This is a genomic window from Qipengyuania sp. CAU 1752, assembly GCF_054482615.1.
The window spans coordinates 339,131-353,625 of sequence record NZ_JBTLRE010000001.1 but is presented as its reverse complement, the minus strand read 5'-3'; the positions used below and the strand labels follow the sequence as shown (position 1 = coordinate 353,625).

Here is a 14,495-nt window from a genome sequence, read left to right as displayed (position 1 = left end):
AGGGTCTAAGCCTTAGCCGCGTTCGCGCAAGCGCTTTGTCTCGGACACAGCCCGTGGCGAAGGGTGCCGTAGCTTGGCGGAGGGTTCTAGCCCCGCTTGCCGGCGACCCGGGCGATCTCGTCGCGCACCATGCGCTCGACCATCGGCGGGAGGTGCTCGTCGAGCCACTGCGCCAGCATTGGCCGCAACATCTCGCGCACCAGGCCTTCAATCGAGGTTTCGCCCGAGCGCACGATTTGCGGCCTGGCCCCCGGCTCGGCCAGCATGGCCAATGCGGCGAGATTGTCGCGCATCGAATCACGCGCTGCTGCGGTCAGCAATGGCTCTTCGTCGACCTCATCGTCGGCATCGTATTCGCCACTCTCCGTAACGCCGTCTCCATTTTCGCCAGCTGGCAAGTCGACCATCGCTTCGGTGTCGAGTTCGAGCACTTCTTCAGCCTCTTCGGCATCGGCCGGTTCGGGCGCGTCCTCGACCTCGCTGTGGCGGCGCCGACGTGCTTCGACCGCACCGACCCGGTTGTCGCGCGCAATCACTTTCTTGATCGATTCGAGTATTTCCTCGACCGAGGCTTCGCCGTCCTGGCGCATGCCGTTTCCCCTGCTGAACCCTAGGGCTGCGGTATCGATGCCGCAGCGTTGTCGGAAATGTCCGCATTTGCAGCGGGAATGTCAACGGTTCTCGTTGATTGCGCTACCGGATCAGGGTCTCGATCCCAGTCCCAGAAGCGGCCATCGACTCGTTCGTAATTGACAACTGGGTCATATAACACGCCGCCTTCGAGAGCGAGATCGCGGGCCTCGGCCTTGCCCATCGCGGCCAGCAGGGCGAAGCCGGCGACATAGGCGTTGCGTCGCGCAGTCACCAGAAGCGACCTTGCGCGCAGCAGTTCCTGTTCGGCATTGAGCACGTCGAGGATCGAGCGATTGCCGATCGAATTCTCTGCGCGCACACCTTCAAGGCTCAATTCGGCAGCTTCTACAGCCACCTGCGAACTTTCGATCACCGCCTGCGAGGCGTAATAGCTGGAATAGGCCGCGCGCACCGTGGCGATGACCTCGCGCTCGGCAGCGATCACCTGCTCGAGCGCGGCCGATTCGCGGGCGACAGCCTGCCGCTGGCGTGCTGCGGGCAATCCACCCTGGAAAATTGGTACGGAGAATCGCACACCTGCGCTGGCGGTGGTCTCGGTCTGAGAAAGGGCTGGATTTCCGCCGGCCAGCGTCCCGAAATAATCGGAATAGTCGAGTCCTGCGAACAGCGAGACCGAGGGCAGGCGGCCCGAACCGGCCACTTCGACATCGAACCCGGCTGCCTGGGCACGTTCGCGGGCGGCGATCAGGTCAGGGTTTTCCTCGAGCGCGGTTGCCACCGCGATTTCTGGATTTGCCGGCAGGTTGGGCAGGGGCGGAGGAGGCTGGAGATTGTCGGGAGCCGATCCGACCAACTGGACGTAGGTCTCGCGCGCCAGAATCAGTGACGCCTGCGAATTGCGGAAATCGGCCTGCGCCTGGGCCAGTCGCGATTGCGATTGTGCCACGTCGGTCCTTGTCAGGTCGCCAATCTCGAAACGGTCGCTTGTCGCCTCCAGGTTAACCGCCAGAACCTGCACCTGATTGGCGTTGAGTGCCACCAGCGCCTGGTCGCGCAGAACGTTCATGTAGGCGCTGACGACCTGGGTAAAGACAAAGCTCTCTGTCCCCCGCAGTCCGGCACGACCGGCGGCGACACGTTCTTTCGCGGCCCGCACGCCGTTCTTGACCGCGCCACCGGCATAGAGCGGCACGGATAAGTCGGGGCCAACCGTGAACAGCCGCTCGGTCGGGGCGAAAGAGTTGGGCGATGGCTTGACGAATTCGATATATTGCCCCGTCGCTGTTACATTCGGCGCGCCGGGCGCGCGTTGGATATTGACGTTCTCGTCCTCGGCGCGCTGGTTGGCGCGTGCCGCCTGCAAAGTGGGATTGGATTGGTAGGCCTCGACCAGCGCTTCGCGCAGGGTGTCGGCTTGGGCCGGGGCCGCGGCGAGCATGACCGTGCCCGCCAATGCGGCATTCCTGAACGCGGCCCGCGACATGTTCAGAAGGCCCAGCTCTTGGGGGTATCGAATGCAGTCAGGCGGGGCAGGGCTATATCCTCGACCCGGCGGAAGGCTACATCCTTGCCCGTGCGCCGGCCGATCGCCAGCGCAGTCACGCCTCCGTGGACGAGTCCGGTCACGATGCGGCCGTCGTCAGACAGCCGCTTGGCCAGAGCTGGAGGCATTGTCTCGACTGCGCCATCGATCAGGATCAAGTCGAATGAGCCGCGCTTTTTGCCAGCGGCGGCTTCTTCGGGGCTGATGACGGTCATCTTGCCGCCCAGCGGCTCGACCAGCGCTGCGAGGTAGCCGTTGGAATTGTCGACCACCAGAATGGTGTCTTCGGTACGGGGCGCAGCGAGTTCCAGCATCTTTCCATGCGAGACCGGTTGCGCCAGGGTTCCGCCTTCGGGAAGCGCGATCGAGCGATCCATGTAGCAAAAGCCATGCGCTTCGCGCGGCGCGTAGTTTTCGCGCGGCACGCTGGCCATGCGCTGGAGAACCGCCGGCGTATTCACGCCGCTGGTGCGCAGTTGCGAAACGATCATTGCCTTACGGGCGGTGGCAAAGTCATGCGGGCGAGTGGCAGTGTCGATCATGATCCCTCGGTTGGCTGGCTGTATTACAGTTATAACACAGTTCGTCAATTGTCGCTTTAAAGGCATGGCGCCCGAGGGCCAAGTGCTTTCGGGCCAAGTGCTTTGACGCGTGCCACTTGCCGGGCCTATGGGCGCACGGTGCATGTTGGGATATTCGGGCCAGCAGACATGCCCGGTTCTACGAGAAGGAGTATCGCTTCGATGAGCGACATGGTGATTATCCGCGAAGCCGACCTGATCGAAAGCGTCGCCGATGCGCTGCAATTCATCTCCTACTATCATCCGATGGACTATATCCGCGCCCTGGGCGACGCCTATGAGGTCGAGATGGGCGAGGCGGCCAAGGATGCTATCGCGCAGATACTGACCAACAGCCGGATGTGCGCCGAGGGCCATCGCCCGATCTGCCAGGACACAGGTATCGTCAATGTCTTCATCCGCTGGGGGCAGAACTGCCGACTCGAATCATCGCAGAGCTTGCAGGAAGTGGTCGATGAGGGCGTCCGGCGCGCCTATAATCACCCCGAGAACAAGCTGCGCGCGTCGATCCTGGCCGATCCAGCCTTCACCCGCCGCAACACCCGCGACAACACGCCCAGCGTGCTGTCGGTGGAAATGGTGCCGGGTGACCGCGTAGACATCGATGTCGCGGCCAAGGGTGGCGGCAGCGAGAACAAGTCCAAGTTCAAGATGATGAACCCGTCGGACAATATCGTCGACTGGGTGGTCGAACAGTTGCCTTCGATGGGCGCCGGCTGGTGCCCGCCGGGGATGCTCGGCATCGGTATCGGCGGAACCGCCGAACATTGCATGAGGCTGGCCAAGTTGAGCCTGATGGAGCCGATTGACATGGCGCAGCTGAAAGCGCGCGGGGCAACGACCGATATCGAACAGCTGCGGATCGACATCTTCGATGCGGTCAATGCCGAAGGCATCGGGGCGCAGGGGCTTGGCGGACTATCCACGGTGCTGGACGTAAAGATCCTTGATGCGCCATGCCATGCGGCTGGCAAGCCGGTAGGGATGATTCCGAACTGTGCCGCTACCCGCCATGCCCATTTCACGCTCGACGGATCGGGCCCGTCTTATCTCGAACAACCGGATCTCGACCAATGGCCCAACGTCAACTGGCAGCCCGACGTCGCTGCCAAGCGCGTTGATCTCGACAATCTGACGCAGGAAGAGGTCAATAGCTGGGAGCATGGCGACCGGCTGCTGCTCTCGGGCAAGATGCTGACCGGGCGCGATGCTGCGCACAAGCGCATTCAGGATATGATCGAGCGAGGCGAGGAACTGCCGGTCGATTTCCGCGGTCGCGCGATTTACTATGTCGGCCCGGTCGACCCGGTGATGGGCGAGGTGGTCGGCCCGGCCGGACCCACCACTGCCACCCGCATGGATCGCTTTACCGAGATGATGCTCGACCAGGGTCTGCTGGCGATGATCGGCAAGGCCGAGCGCGGTCAGGACGCTGTCGAGGTGATCAGCCGCTTCAAGGTTGCCTACTTGATGGCCACTGGCGGCGCGGCTTATCTGGTTGCGCGGGCGATCAAGGAATCGAAGGTGATCGGCTTCGAGGACCTCGGAATGGAGGCGATCTACGAATTCACCGTCAAGGACATGCCGGTAACGGTTGCAGTCGATGCCCGCGGAAACAATGTCCACACGCTCGCCCCTGCCATCTGGAAGAAGCGGATCGCCGACGAGCACCTGTTGCAACGCGGCTAGCGGCGGATGGCCGGGCGCGCTCGACCAAAGACCCAGTTGCTTCGACCACGGTTCTGGCTTTCGCCACGCTTGTCGGGCTAGACGCTGTAGTCAGAATATGATTGCAACTGAAACTTCCTCGCAGCCAAAGGCAGTGCGGCTCGCGTTCCGGTATGTCGCCGGATCGATCCTGGGGCTGTGGGCGGTATATTTCCTGCTTATTACCGCACGCGGCCAGTTGATGGGAATGGAGCTCGACGCAGATCTGCTCTGGCGGCGCGGGGCAGTGTGTCTCGTGGGTATCGCGCTGACCTTCGGTATGTGGATCATCCTGCGTTTGTTCGACAGCGCCAAGACCTGGCTCAAGATCGTCGTTGCCCTGATCATTGCTCTGCCAGCTGCGGTGATGATCGCGCAGGTCAACCAGACATTGTTCGCTGCAGTCGAAGACAAGATGTACAAGAAGTTTGCCGACGAGCGCGGGGTCAGCCTGCGGCGCGACGAGGCAGGCAATTTGCTGGTCGAGATACCGCAACCGCGCGATTGGCGGGTTACCGAGGACGAAGAAGCCGCCACCGAGGGCGGGGAGGACCAGCCACCGGTCTATACCTTCACCTTGGAGAAGGCGAAGGAGGGTTATGCCCGCTGGCTGCCGCTCGTAGATGCCGCACTCAGCCGCTATTATCTGTTGCTGACCTGGGCCGCGCTCTATCTCGCCATGCTGGCAGGCGCGCTGGCTCGCGCAGCCGAGCGACGCGGAGAACGGTTCCGCACCGCTGCCAAGGCCGCTGAGCTGCGTTCCCTGCGCTACCAGGTCAATCCGCACTTCCTCTTCAACACGCTCAATTCGCTGTCTTCGCTGGTGCTGACCGGCAAGAGCGAGCGGGCCGAGGAAATGATTCAGGCGATGAGCAATTTCTATCGGCACAGCCTGGCGGACGAAACGACCGCCGATGTGCCGCTGGTCGACGAGTTCGAATTGCAGAAACACTATCTCGACATCGAGAAACTGCGTTTCCCCGATCGGCTCAAGGTCGAATTCATACTGCCACGCCAGCTTGAATCGTGCCGCGTGCCCGGGATGATCTTGCAGCCGCTAATCGAAAACGCGGTCAAGTACGGTGTCGCGCCGGTCAACCGGCCGGTCAGGATTACCATCAGCGCGGACGAGGAATTCGATCGGCTGGTGATCCGGGTAGCCGATGATGGCCCAGGGGTACCCGAGGGAACCAAGCACGGCTTCGGGATCGGCCTTGCCAACGTCAAGGACCGGATCGAAGCCCGGTTCGGACGCCATGCTTCGATCGCCGCCGGTCCGGTCGAGGATGGTTATGTTTCCGAGTTGCGTTTGCCGCTGCAGCGAAAGGCCGAGAAGTGAGTGAAGACACCCCCGCACTTCGCACCTTGATCGTCGATGACGAACCGCTGGCGGTCGAGCGTATGCAGGTAATCTGCGCCAAGCTTCCTACCCTGAACGTGGTTGGCACCGCCAGCGATGGCGAGGCCGCTTTGCGCCTGGTCGAAGCGCTTGCGCCTGACCTGGTCCTGCTCGACATGACCATGCCGGGTCTCGACGGGTTGGAAGTCGCGCGCAGGTTGGCCCAGCATGAGCAGCGGCCCGCCATCATCTTTGTTACTGCGCATGATCATTTCGCGGTCGAAGCCTTCGATACCGACGCGGTCGATTACGTTCTCAAGCCGGTGGCGCAAGAGCGGCTCGCCCGCGCCATCGATCGGGCCGTAGCTCGGCGCGGCGAGACGCGCAGCAAGACCGAGAGCGAGTGGCTGCAGGAATTATGGGTTCCGCATCGCAGCGAACTCATCCGCATCGAGACCTCGCAAGTGTCGCGCATCGACGCCGAACGAGACTACGTCCGGCTCTACGTCACCACCGGCGACCAGGAGCGGACCTACCTGCTGTTGCAGACCATCGCCGGGCTCGAGCAACGGCTCGATCCTGACCAGTTCATCCGCATCCATCGCTCGACCATCCTGCGCAAGGACGGCATCCGCGGCCTGCGTCACGACGGGCTCGGAGTATGGTCGGTTGAACTGGAAGACGGCGAGGCGCTGCGGATCGGACGGACCTATCTGCCCAAGGTCAAGGCAATGGCTGGCCGCTGAAGCAGCTTCGCCATTCGACGATCCGCGAGCGTTTTTTCTCTCACTCAAACAAAAACCCCGAGCCGGGGGACTGTATCCGGCTCGGGGCTCCGTGACTGACCTTGTGGAGGTGCAGCCTCGGGATAGCTGAGGTCGCGTCAGCCACCCAAACGGGCATTGCCAATCGCCGCCATGTGCCGGTTGGCGATACGGCGTGCTTCCCTGAAGCATTTGGTCGATGATTTTGCCGTTAGGCGGCTGCCGGTTTGCAATTCACCGACGCCGCAAATCTTCTTGGCTGCGGCATCGATCCGTATCTGGAGCGTTCGTTGGCCCTCGGCAGAACTCAGATCGAGGTCCTTGTAGGCGACGACCATGATTTCGCTTTCGTCGGCGGCAATGGCAGGGGTACCTGCCATCAGGCTGGCAGTTGCAGCGAATGCGATTAGGGGGAGTCTCATATTCCTGTTCCTTCACCATTCAGGGGCGGTTGGGGGTTGGGGACCGCCGCCTGCAATCAAAGGAATACTCCCAGCCAAAAACTCTCGCATTCGGGTATCGATTACATGCGTCATCGCGCCGACAAACGAGTCAGGATCTGACAGGATGGCCACGGTGCCGGACGAACTGCCGTTGGCAATCGATGAGCGAATACGCCACAGGGGGAGAATGGCTGTGATCGCTATATTCATGCTGGGAATCGCCAATTTCGCGCTGCACCGCGCAGTGCTGGAAAGCGGCCACCCACTGCTCGGGCAATCAGCCTGGTTCACCACCATGCTGGGCGGCAAGGCAACACTGGTGCTGGAGTTCATCGTGCTGATCGCCGCAATGGCACTCAGCAGGCTTGATTACGGCGCCGCGGTCTGGGCCTATGCCGCCTATTCCGGCCTCAACGGCTTTGCAGCGTGGCTGATCCTGAGCGGCCGGGTCTAGCTTGCTGGCGTGAAAGGCGTTTCCCGGAACAAGGTCGGCCCTCGCGGCTTTGCAAACGTGATGGATGCTCGTTTCATCTTGGTAGTGAACGCGAGAAGCGGAAGTTTCGACCCCGATACGGTCGAAACCATTCTGTCCACGGCTGAGGAGCACGGCCTCGGCCCAGTCACAAGACTGTCCATCCCCGACGATCCATGCCCTTGCGCACAGGACCTGCCCAAGGACGCCGTTCTGGCGATCTACGCCGGGGACGGCACCTCCAATAGCGTTATCGCCGGGCTCGACGACTGGAGTGGGACGGTTCTCATTCTCCCGGGCGGCACCATGAACCTCGCCAGCAAGCGGATGCATGGTGACGTCCCTTGGGACGAGATTCTCGACCGGTTTGCCCGTGGAGAAGGACGCACTGGTCCCGCGCCGATTATCCAGACCCCCCATGGCAATGCCGTCGCTGGGGTGATGGCGGGGCCGGGGGCAACATGGCACGATGTGCGCGAAGCGATGCGTGACCATGACCTGCCGGGAATGGCCCGCCGAGCGGTCGAGGCATTTCGCGCAACCGATGACGGGCCCAATATCGTTCTCGACGCAGCGCCGCTCGACCGCGCAGAAGGCTATCCTATGATCGAGGCGTTGGCATATGAGGACGGGCTGGAGATCAACGCCTATCACGCCGATGATGCTGGTGAATTCGCGATCGGGCTGGGGGCGCTATTGCTGCGCGACTTTCGCAACGGTCCACATGACAGTGTGACAACGCGGGAGTGTGTCCGGGTCCGTTCGGCCGATGGTCTGCCAATCGGCCTGCTGCTCGACGGCGAACCGGTGCCGGCGGCGCCAGAAGTGGAATTGAAGCTGGTTCGCAGCAAGGTCGATCTGGTATCTACCCGCCGCAATGACTGACACGACGCTGCTATTTCACCTGTCCGACATTCATTTCGGGCTCGAAGACAACCAGGCACTTGACTGGGTGCAACAGGAAATTGCCGAGCGAAACCCGGCTGCTGTTGCCATCACTGGCGATCTGACCATGCGCGCCCGGCACCGCGAATTCGCTGCTGCGACACACTGGATTACCCGGCTTGGCGTGCCGGTCACAGTCGAGGTGGGCAATCACGACATGCCCTATTTCAATCCGGTGGAGCGGTTTTTTGCGCCCTATCGCCGGTTCCGCGGGATGGCCGACTTGGTCGAGCGCGAGATCGACCTGCCCGGCATCGCCATCGTCCCGCTGAAGACTGCTGTCCGGGCGCAGCCTCGGCTCAACTGGTCGAAGGGATGGGTCACAGACGCGGCCCTGCGCAAGTGCCTCGCCGCCATCGACGCCTTACCCGACGGGACCCAGGCCCTGGTCGCTGTGCATCATCCACTGCGAGAGGTCGGAACCGAGGGAACCGCGCTGACGCGCAACGGCAGCAAGGCCCTGCGCAAGCTAGCAAAACGTCCGGTCGCCGCCGTGATTAGCGGGCATGTCCACGATGCCTTCGATATCGTCGAGCAGACCGACAATGGCCCGGTCCGCATGATCGGCGCCGGCACACTGTCAAAACGTACGCGGTCGACTCCGCCGAGTTTCAACGAGTTGAGCTGGGATGGCCAGGAGCTGACAGTCCGCGTCCGCAATCTCGAAGATGTCGATAGCCATGACATGATGATCGAGGACGTGCCCGAGGATGCAACCCCGCCCCGCAACCCGGGCGATCCGGTGGCCCCGGTGCGGCAAGTCCCACGGACCGATCCTCCAAAGCATTGACTGAAAAGAAAAAGGGCGACCCCGCAGGGCCGCCCTTTCGGTGTTCGATGGTTCGAAAAGCTTAGCGCTTCGAGAACTGGAAGCTCTTGCGAGCCTTGGCCCGGCCGTACTTCTTACGCTCGACCACGCGGCTGTCGCGGGTCAGGAAGCCGGCTGCCTTGATCGTGGCGCGCAGTTCCGGCTCGTACTTGCTGAGGGCCTGCGAAATGCCGTGCTTGACCGCGCCAGCCTGGCCCGACAGGCCGCCGCCGCGAACGGTGGCGATCACGTCGTAGGAGCCTTCGCGCTCGGTGATGGCGAAGGGCTGGTTGATGATCAGGCGCAGGGTCGGACGTGCGAAATAGGTTTCCTGTTCGCGGCCATTGATGGTGACCTTGCCCTTGCCCGGCTTGATCCAGACACGGGCAACCGCGTCCTTGCGGCGGCCGGTCGCATAGGCGCGGCCCTCCTTGTCCAGCTCCTGCTCGCGCAGCGGCGCAGTGCTGACAGCGATAGCTGCGGCGTCGCCTTCAGGGGCATCACCAGCGATGCTGCCCAGATCGGCAAGGTCGGAAACCTTGTCGGCCTTCTTTTCCTCGACCGGATTTTCTTCGGCCTTGGCTTCGGCGGGCTTTTCTTCGGCTGGCTTTTCGTCAGCAGGCTTGTCTTCCGCAGCCTTCTCATCAGCTGGCTTGTCTTCAGCCTTGGCCTTGGCAGCCGGCTTTTCCTTGTCGTCTGCTTTCTTCGCCTTGCTTTCGACGGCCTTGGTTTCCTTGGCGTCCGTCTTGGGAGCTTCGGTTGCCGGAGTTTCAGCAGCGTTTTCTTCAGGTTTCTTGTCGTCGGCCATTACGCGGTGACCTTGTTCTTGCGGTTCAGGGAAGCAACGTCGAGCACGGCGGGCTTCTGCCCGTCATGCGGGTGCTCGGTGCCGGAATAGATGTGCAGCGCCCTCATCTGGTCACGGCCCAGGGGACCGCGCGGAATCATGCGCTGGATCGCCTTTTCAAGGACACGCTCGGGGAAACGACCTTCGAGAACCTTCTCGGGGGTGGTTTCCTTGATGCCGCCTGGGTGGCCGGTGTGCTTGTAATAGATCTTGTCGGACATCTTCTTGCCGGTGAACTTCACCTTGTCGGCATTGATGATGATGACATGGTCACCGCAATCGACATGCGGGGTGAAGCTCGGCTTGTGCTTGCCGCGCAGGAGATTGGCGACGATCGCGGCGAGGCGACCAACAACCAGGTTCTCGGCATCGATGATGTGCCAGTTCTTTTCGACTTCGGCCGGTTTGATCGACCGGGTCGCTTTGGTAAGCGCCTTCATGGCTGGTCTCGTTCCTTAGTGTTCCGATTGCTGCGAACCCAGACCGGAGTCTCAGGCCGCAGTCAGCAGTCGCGAATCCTTGCCTTGCGCAAGCCTCGCTCTGGCGGCGCCAAATGGTCGCAAAACCTGCGCAAGTCAAGCGATAGCGCGGGTTACAACAGAGGTAAAATAATACCTCATCCTAGTAGGCGGGTCGCAGGCCGCCTAGCCAAGGAGCGGTGGCGTTGCCAGGAGCATCGCATTTCCAGCCCAGCACGGCGGGCGTTTCATAAGGGTGCAAGGCCTCGATCCTGGCGACTGCGCGAACGAGCAGTGCGGCATCGGTCTTGAACAGAACGGCGATCTCACGGCCCTCGCCGCGCGCGCCTTCCCATTCATAGAGCGCCTCGACCTCGCCTAGCAGGTTGGCGCAGGCAATCAGTTTATCGTCGAGCAATTGCCTGGCAACGACGCGGGCGGCGTCGCGATCGGGGAATGGTGCATAAATTAACGCGCTCATGGCACCGTTTTTCGCGCTGTACCGACCGCATGTGCCGCCCATGCGGTGGCGATGACGAGCAAGGCGCCGGTCAATTGATGCGCCACCGCGACCCAAAGTTCAACCCCGGTCATCACGGTTGCGATGCCGAGCAGGACCATGGTGCCGAAGGCCGAATGGACCGCGATCGACGCGCGTCGGTCGAATGGACGAACGCGGCGCGCCAGCCAGATGAGCACGGCGACTGCGACCCACGCCCACCAGCGATGGAGGAAGTGCAACAGGTAGGGGTCATGGGTCATCGCCCACCAGAGCCCGCGCGATCTGTCGAATTCAGGTACCAGTCGGCCTTGCATCAGCGGCCAACTGTCCGAGGCCAGCCCGGCATTGAGTCCCGCCACCCACGCGCCCAGCAATAGTTGCACGAACAAGACCAGGCTCGCGACCGTCGCCACCATGGTGAGCCGGGCCGGTCGGGCATCGGGTACCCGCGCAAGTCGGCGCAAATCGCGCGCAGTCCATACCAAGCCCGCCAACGTGAACAGCGCGGTGAGCAGGTGGACCGATAGCCAGAAGTGGCTGACATCGGTCATCTCGCCGCTGAGGCCCGAGCGAACCATCAGCCAGCCGAACGTGCCTTGCAGCCCGCCCAGCGCGAGCAAGGCGAGCAGCCGAGGCTTATATCCTCGCGGGACCATGCCGCGAATCCAGAACCACGCCAGCGGCAAGGCGAAGGCAAGCCCAATCAGTCGGCCGAGCAGCCGATGGAACCACTCCCAGAAAAAGATGAACTTGAAATCGGCCAGCGTCATCCCCGCGGGCCCCGCTTCGAACCGGTATTCAGGCGTGGCGCGATAAAGATCGAACTCGGCCTGCCAAGCCTGCTCGGACAGCGGGGGCAGGGTTCCGGTAACCGGTTGCCACTGGGTAATTGACAGGCCCGACTCGGTCAGGCGGGTGATCCCGCCGATCACGACGATGACGACCACCATCGCCGCCACGATCCAGAGCCAGCGTGCGAGCGCCAAGGGGGCTCCTGCGGCTGAGGTGAGCGGGTTCAGTTCAGCGGGTCGAGTGGCCATACCCCTTCCATTGGTCGCGCCGGCTGCCTGATTCAAGCCGGATCGATGCAACAACACTTGCGAAAAGATATACCATAACATAAGTGAAGCGCATGGTTCAGCAGCTGCTTTCACTGCGGTCACGGATTGATCGGGCCGGCATTTTCCTATCGGGGCTGTGCCTGGTGCATTGTCTTGCCAGCATTACCGTGGTGGCCGCGCTGGGGCTGGGCGGGCAGTGGCTGTTCGCACCTGAGATCCACCGCTGGGGCCTGGCGCTGGCAGTCATCATTGCCGGCATCGCCATTGGCTGGGGCGCGATCAAGCACCAGCATCGGATGCCATTCGTGGTGGCGATGACAGGGCTCAGCTTCATGGGCGGCGCGCTGGCTGCTCCCCACGGCGTTTACGAAGCGGTATTGACGGTGATCGGCGTCGCACTGGTGTCACTCGGTCACATACTGAACTTGCGCCACGCGCATTGACCGCTATCTCGCTCGCCATGAGCGAAGCTATTTCCGTTACCGTCAATGGCGAAAGCCGCCGCACCAAAGCCGGCATGATTGCCGATCTCGTGCGTGAACTCGATCTCGTGCCCGCGAAGGTCGCGGTCGAACACAATGGTGCGATTGCCCCGCGCGCGCAGTTGGCAAACATCGCGCTAGCCGAAGGCGATGTGCTGGAAATCGTCCATTTTGTCGGCGGCGGGCAGGATGACGATAGCTGGACCGTGGCGGGCCGGACATTCCATTCGCGCCTGATCGTGGGCACTGGCAAGTACAAGGACTTCGAGCAGAACGCTGCGGCGGTCGAGGCCGCAGGGGCAGAAATCGTCACCGTCGCAGTGCGCCGCGTCAATGTCAGCAATCCCGATGCGCCGATGCTGACCGATTTCATTGATCCCAAGAAGGTTACCTACCTTCCCAACACCGCCGGTTGCTTCACCGCCGAGGATGCCATCCGCACCTTACGGCTGGCCCGCGAAGCTGGTGGGTGGGACCTGGTCAAGCTCGAAGTGCTGGGCGAGGCACGCACGCTTTATCCCAACATGGTCGAGACGATTCGCGCCTGCGAGGTGCTGGCCAAGGAAGGCTTTGCGCCGATGGTCTATTGCACTGATGATCCTATCGCAGCGAAGCAACTGGAGGATGCCGGCGCGGTCGCGATCATGCCACTGGGCGCACCGATCGGCTCGGGACTGGGAATCCAGAACCGCGTCACCATCCGCCTGATTGTTGAAGGGGCGAGCGTGCCAGTCCTGGTCGATGCCGGTGTCGGCACCGCCAGCGATGCTGCCGTGGCGATGGAGCTGGGTTGCGACGGCGTGCTGATGAACACCGCCATTGCCGAGGCAAAGGACCCGCTGCGGATGGCAAGAGCGATGAAACTCGCGGTCGAGGCAGGTCGGGATGCCTATCTCGCCGGGCGCATGGGGCGCCGCAAATATGCCGATCCGTCGAGCCCGTTGGCCGGCCTGATCTGACCGTCGCTGGCGCAGCGCGCCTCGTCGCAAACCGCGGAACTTCTAACGACGTAAACGCTTGATTTCTCGAGCCGATCATCTGTCGACTCGCCGCCCGGAACCCCCACGGCCGTGCGGCTCCCCCGAAGACAGGAGAACTTGAAATGGGCGAACTGAAAGACAAGGCCAAAGGCATGGCCAATGAAGCAAGCGGCAATGTGAAGCAGCATTCGTCGGATCCTGAAACCCGCTCCGAAGGCCGCGCGCAAGAGCGCAAGGGCGAAGCCCAGCAGGCCGAGGGCGAAGCAAAGGGTGCGACGGGCAACAAGATCTGACGCACCACACACCCCCCTTCCTAACACTTGGGGCCGCAGCGATGCGGCCCCTTTTTTGCGCACCCCGCAGAATTCTTCAGCCGTCACCTAACGGGTTGTTAACCATCTTGAGCGACATTCTCTGTGCAACAAGGGAATGCAAGCAATGGCTACCACCGGCATCCAGTCTCTCAGCATCGCGGAAATGCGCGAATTCGCCAACTTCACCGCCTGCGAACAGCGCTACATCCGCCGCAGTCTCGACATCGGGCTCGGTCGGTGTGACGCGTTCAAGGTTTGGGCTCGCGATGCCGAGGAGAACGTCGCCATCCGCAGCCAGTATGTCGCCTACCAGGAACTCAAGCGTCTGCGCGAAGAGCTGGCCCATGTCGCTCCTGGCGATCGGGTCGACGGTTTGCTCGGCACGCTCATCCATGTTGCCTCATTCGATCTCGGGCAGGACAAGCTCGAAGGATTCAGCGCCTTCCGCTTTCTCTACGAACGCCTGCTTGGCGCGCAAGCCCGGCCCTGGTTGCCGAGCGCCTTCGTTGCCGCGGCAGCCCTGCCTGTCATTCGCCCGGAACGGCGCAAGATATTGCTGCAATCGGTCAGCGAAGCCGCCGCCACCGCACCCGGCTGGAGCGAGCAGGAGCCGACCTTCTACCCCGAATTCATCGCCACCGAGGCTGCTTGAGGT

At 62.4% G+C, this 14,495-nt stretch carries 18 protein-coding genes; 10 read left to right on the top strand and 8 right to left on the bottom strand.

Features of this window, described 5'->3' with window-relative positions; genetic code table 11:
- Nucleotides 1-86 precede the first annotated feature (86 nt).
- The 3 genes from ACXYL9_RS01665 to ACXYL9_RS01655 are packed head-to-tail and all read right to left on the bottom strand — an operon-like array spanning nt 87 to nt 2,679.
- Nucleotides 87-590 carry a DUF2497 domain-containing protein gene (locus tag ACXYL9_RS01665; RefSeq protein WP_459037851.1) on the bottom strand — a complete coding sequence of 168 codons (504 nt, stop codon included), beginning with the start codon at nt 588-590 and terminating at the stop codon, nt 87-89.
- Nucleotides 591-610: 20 nt separating this feature from the next.
- The gene (locus ACXYL9_RS01660) at nt 611-2,077 is read right to left on the bottom strand and encodes a TolC family outer membrane protein (RefSeq protein ID WP_459037850.1); all 1,467 of its coding nucleotides are present in this window, start codon (nt 2,075-2,077) and stop codon (nt 611-613) included.
- A gap of 2 nt (nt 2,078-2,079) precedes the next feature.
- Nucleotides 2,080-2,679 carry a protein-L-isoaspartate O-methyltransferase family protein gene (locus ACXYL9_RS01655; RefSeq protein ID WP_459037849.1) on the bottom strand — a complete coding sequence of 200 codons (600 nt, stop codon included), beginning with the start codon at nt 2,677-2,679 and terminating at the stop codon, nt 2,080-2,082.
- Nucleotides 2,680-2,880: 201 nt separating this feature from the next.
- On the opposite strand from ACXYL9_RS01655, the gene ACXYL9_RS01650 reads away from it, so the two are divergent.
- From ACXYL9_RS01650 to ACXYL9_RS01640, 3 genes are all read left to right on the top strand, one after another.
- Nucleotides 2,881-4,407, top strand: a complete 1,527-nt coding sequence (locus ACXYL9_RS01650) for a fumarate hydratase (protein ID WP_459037848.1) — start codon at nt 2,881-2,883, stop codon at nt 4,405-4,407.
- A gap of 97 nt (nt 4,408-4,504) precedes the next feature.
- Nucleotides 4,505-5,764 carry a sensor histidine kinase gene (locus ACXYL9_RS01645; RefSeq protein WP_459037847.1) on the top strand — a complete coding sequence of 420 codons (1,260 nt, stop codon included), beginning with the start codon at nt 4,505-4,507 and terminating at the stop codon, nt 5,762-5,764.
- Entirely contained in the window at nt 5,761-6,510 is a 750-nt protein-coding gene (locus tag ACXYL9_RS01640) for a LytR/AlgR family response regulator transcription factor (RefSeq protein WP_459037846.1), read from the top strand. The genes ACXYL9_RS01645 and ACXYL9_RS01640 overlap by 4 nt, the downstream gene beginning before the upstream one ends.
- A gap of 137 nt (nt 6,511-6,647) precedes the next feature.
- On the opposite strand, the gene ACXYL9_RS01635 is transcribed toward ACXYL9_RS01640, so the two are convergent.
- The gene (locus tag ACXYL9_RS01635) at nt 6,648-6,950 is read right to left on the bottom strand and encodes a UrcA family protein (RefSeq protein WP_459037845.1); all 303 of its coding nucleotides are present in this window, start codon (nt 6,948-6,950) and stop codon (nt 6,648-6,650) included.
- A gap of 208 nt (nt 6,951-7,158) precedes the next feature.
- Here ACXYL9_RS01635 and ACXYL9_RS01630 point away from each other — a divergent pair, with 208 nt between their 5' ends.
- The 3 genes from ACXYL9_RS01630 to ACXYL9_RS01620 all read left to right on the top strand — a co-directional run bounded on the left by ACXYL9_RS01630 (nt 7,159) and on the right by ACXYL9_RS01620 (nt 9,178).
- On the top strand, nt 7,159-7,425 hold the full coding sequence (locus tag ACXYL9_RS01630) for a hypothetical protein (RefSeq protein ID WP_459037844.1): 267 nt from the start codon (nt 7,159-7,161) through the stop codon (nt 7,423-7,425).
- A gap of 84 nt (nt 7,426-7,509) precedes the next feature.
- On the top strand, nt 7,510-8,328 hold the full coding sequence (locus ACXYL9_RS01625; protein ID WP_459037843.1) for a diacylglycerol kinase family protein: 819 nt from the start codon (nt 7,510-7,512) through the stop codon (nt 8,326-8,328).
- On the top strand, nt 8,321-9,178 hold the full coding sequence (locus tag ACXYL9_RS01620; protein ID WP_459037842.1) for a metallophosphoesterase family protein: 858 nt from the start codon (nt 8,321-8,323) through the stop codon (nt 9,176-9,178). Before ACXYL9_RS01625 ends, ACXYL9_RS01620 begins: the two co-directional genes overlap by 8 nt.
- Before the next feature lie 61 nt (nt 9,179-9,239).
- Here ACXYL9_RS01620 and rpsI read toward each other — a convergent pair whose 3' ends face one another.
- The 4 genes from rpsI to ACXYL9_RS01600 all read right to left on the bottom strand — a co-directional run bounded on the left by rpsI (nt 9,240) and on the right by ACXYL9_RS01600 (nt 12,043).
- The gene (gene rpsI / locus ACXYL9_RS01615; protein WP_459039835.1) at nt 9,240-9,716 is read right to left on the bottom strand and encodes a 30S ribosomal protein S9; all 477 of its coding nucleotides are present in this window, start codon (nt 9,714-9,716) and stop codon (nt 9,240-9,242) included.
- Nucleotides 9,717-10,003: 287 nt separating this feature from the next.
- Nucleotides 10,004-10,483, bottom strand: coding sequence for a 50S ribosomal protein L13 (gene rplM, locus ACXYL9_RS01610; RefSeq protein ID WP_459037841.1), 480 nt, complete (start codon nt 10,481-10,483; stop codon nt 10,004-10,006).
- A 181-nt stretch (nt 10,484-10,664) separates the two neighbouring features.
- Complete coding sequence (gene cutA, locus ACXYL9_RS01605) at nt 10,665-10,982, bottom strand: divalent-cation tolerance protein CutA (protein WP_459037840.1); 318 nt, start codon at nt 10,980-10,982, stop codon at nt 10,665-10,667.
- Complete coding sequence (locus tag ACXYL9_RS01600) at nt 10,979-12,043, bottom strand: COX15/CtaA family protein (protein ID WP_459037839.1); 1,065 nt, start codon at nt 12,041-12,043, stop codon at nt 10,979-10,981. Before ACXYL9_RS01600 ends, cutA begins: the two co-directional genes overlap by 4 nt.
- 92 nt (nt 12,044-12,135) lie before the next feature.
- Here ACXYL9_RS01600 and ACXYL9_RS01595 point away from each other — a divergent pair, with 92 nt between their 5' ends.
- The 4 genes from ACXYL9_RS01595 (at nt 12,136) to ACXYL9_RS01580 (ending at nt 14,492) form a co-directional block, all read left to right on the top strand.
- Nucleotides 12,136-12,507 carry a MerC domain-containing protein gene (locus ACXYL9_RS01595; RefSeq protein WP_459037838.1) on the top strand — a complete coding sequence of 124 codons (372 nt, stop codon included), beginning with the start codon at nt 12,136-12,138 and terminating at the stop codon, nt 12,505-12,507.
- Nucleotides 12,508-12,524: 17 nt separating this feature from the next.
- On the top strand, nt 12,525-13,505 hold the full coding sequence (gene thiS, locus ACXYL9_RS01590) for a sulfur carrier protein ThiS (protein WP_459037837.1): 981 nt from the start codon (nt 12,525-12,527) through the stop codon (nt 13,503-13,505).
- 143 nt (nt 13,506-13,648) lie between these two features.
- Nucleotides 13,649-13,819 carry a CsbD family protein gene (locus ACXYL9_RS01585; RefSeq protein ID WP_459037836.1) on the top strand — a complete coding sequence of 57 codons (171 nt, stop codon included), beginning with the start codon at nt 13,649-13,651 and terminating at the stop codon, nt 13,817-13,819.
- 145 nt (nt 13,820-13,964) lie between these two features.
- Nucleotides 13,965-14,492: a hypothetical protein gene (locus tag ACXYL9_RS01580; protein ID WP_459037835.1), complete on the top strand. Its 528-nt coding sequence runs from the start codon at nt 13,965-13,967 to the stop codon at nt 14,490-14,492.
- The last annotated feature ends 3 nt before the right edge of the window (nt 14,493-14,495 follow it).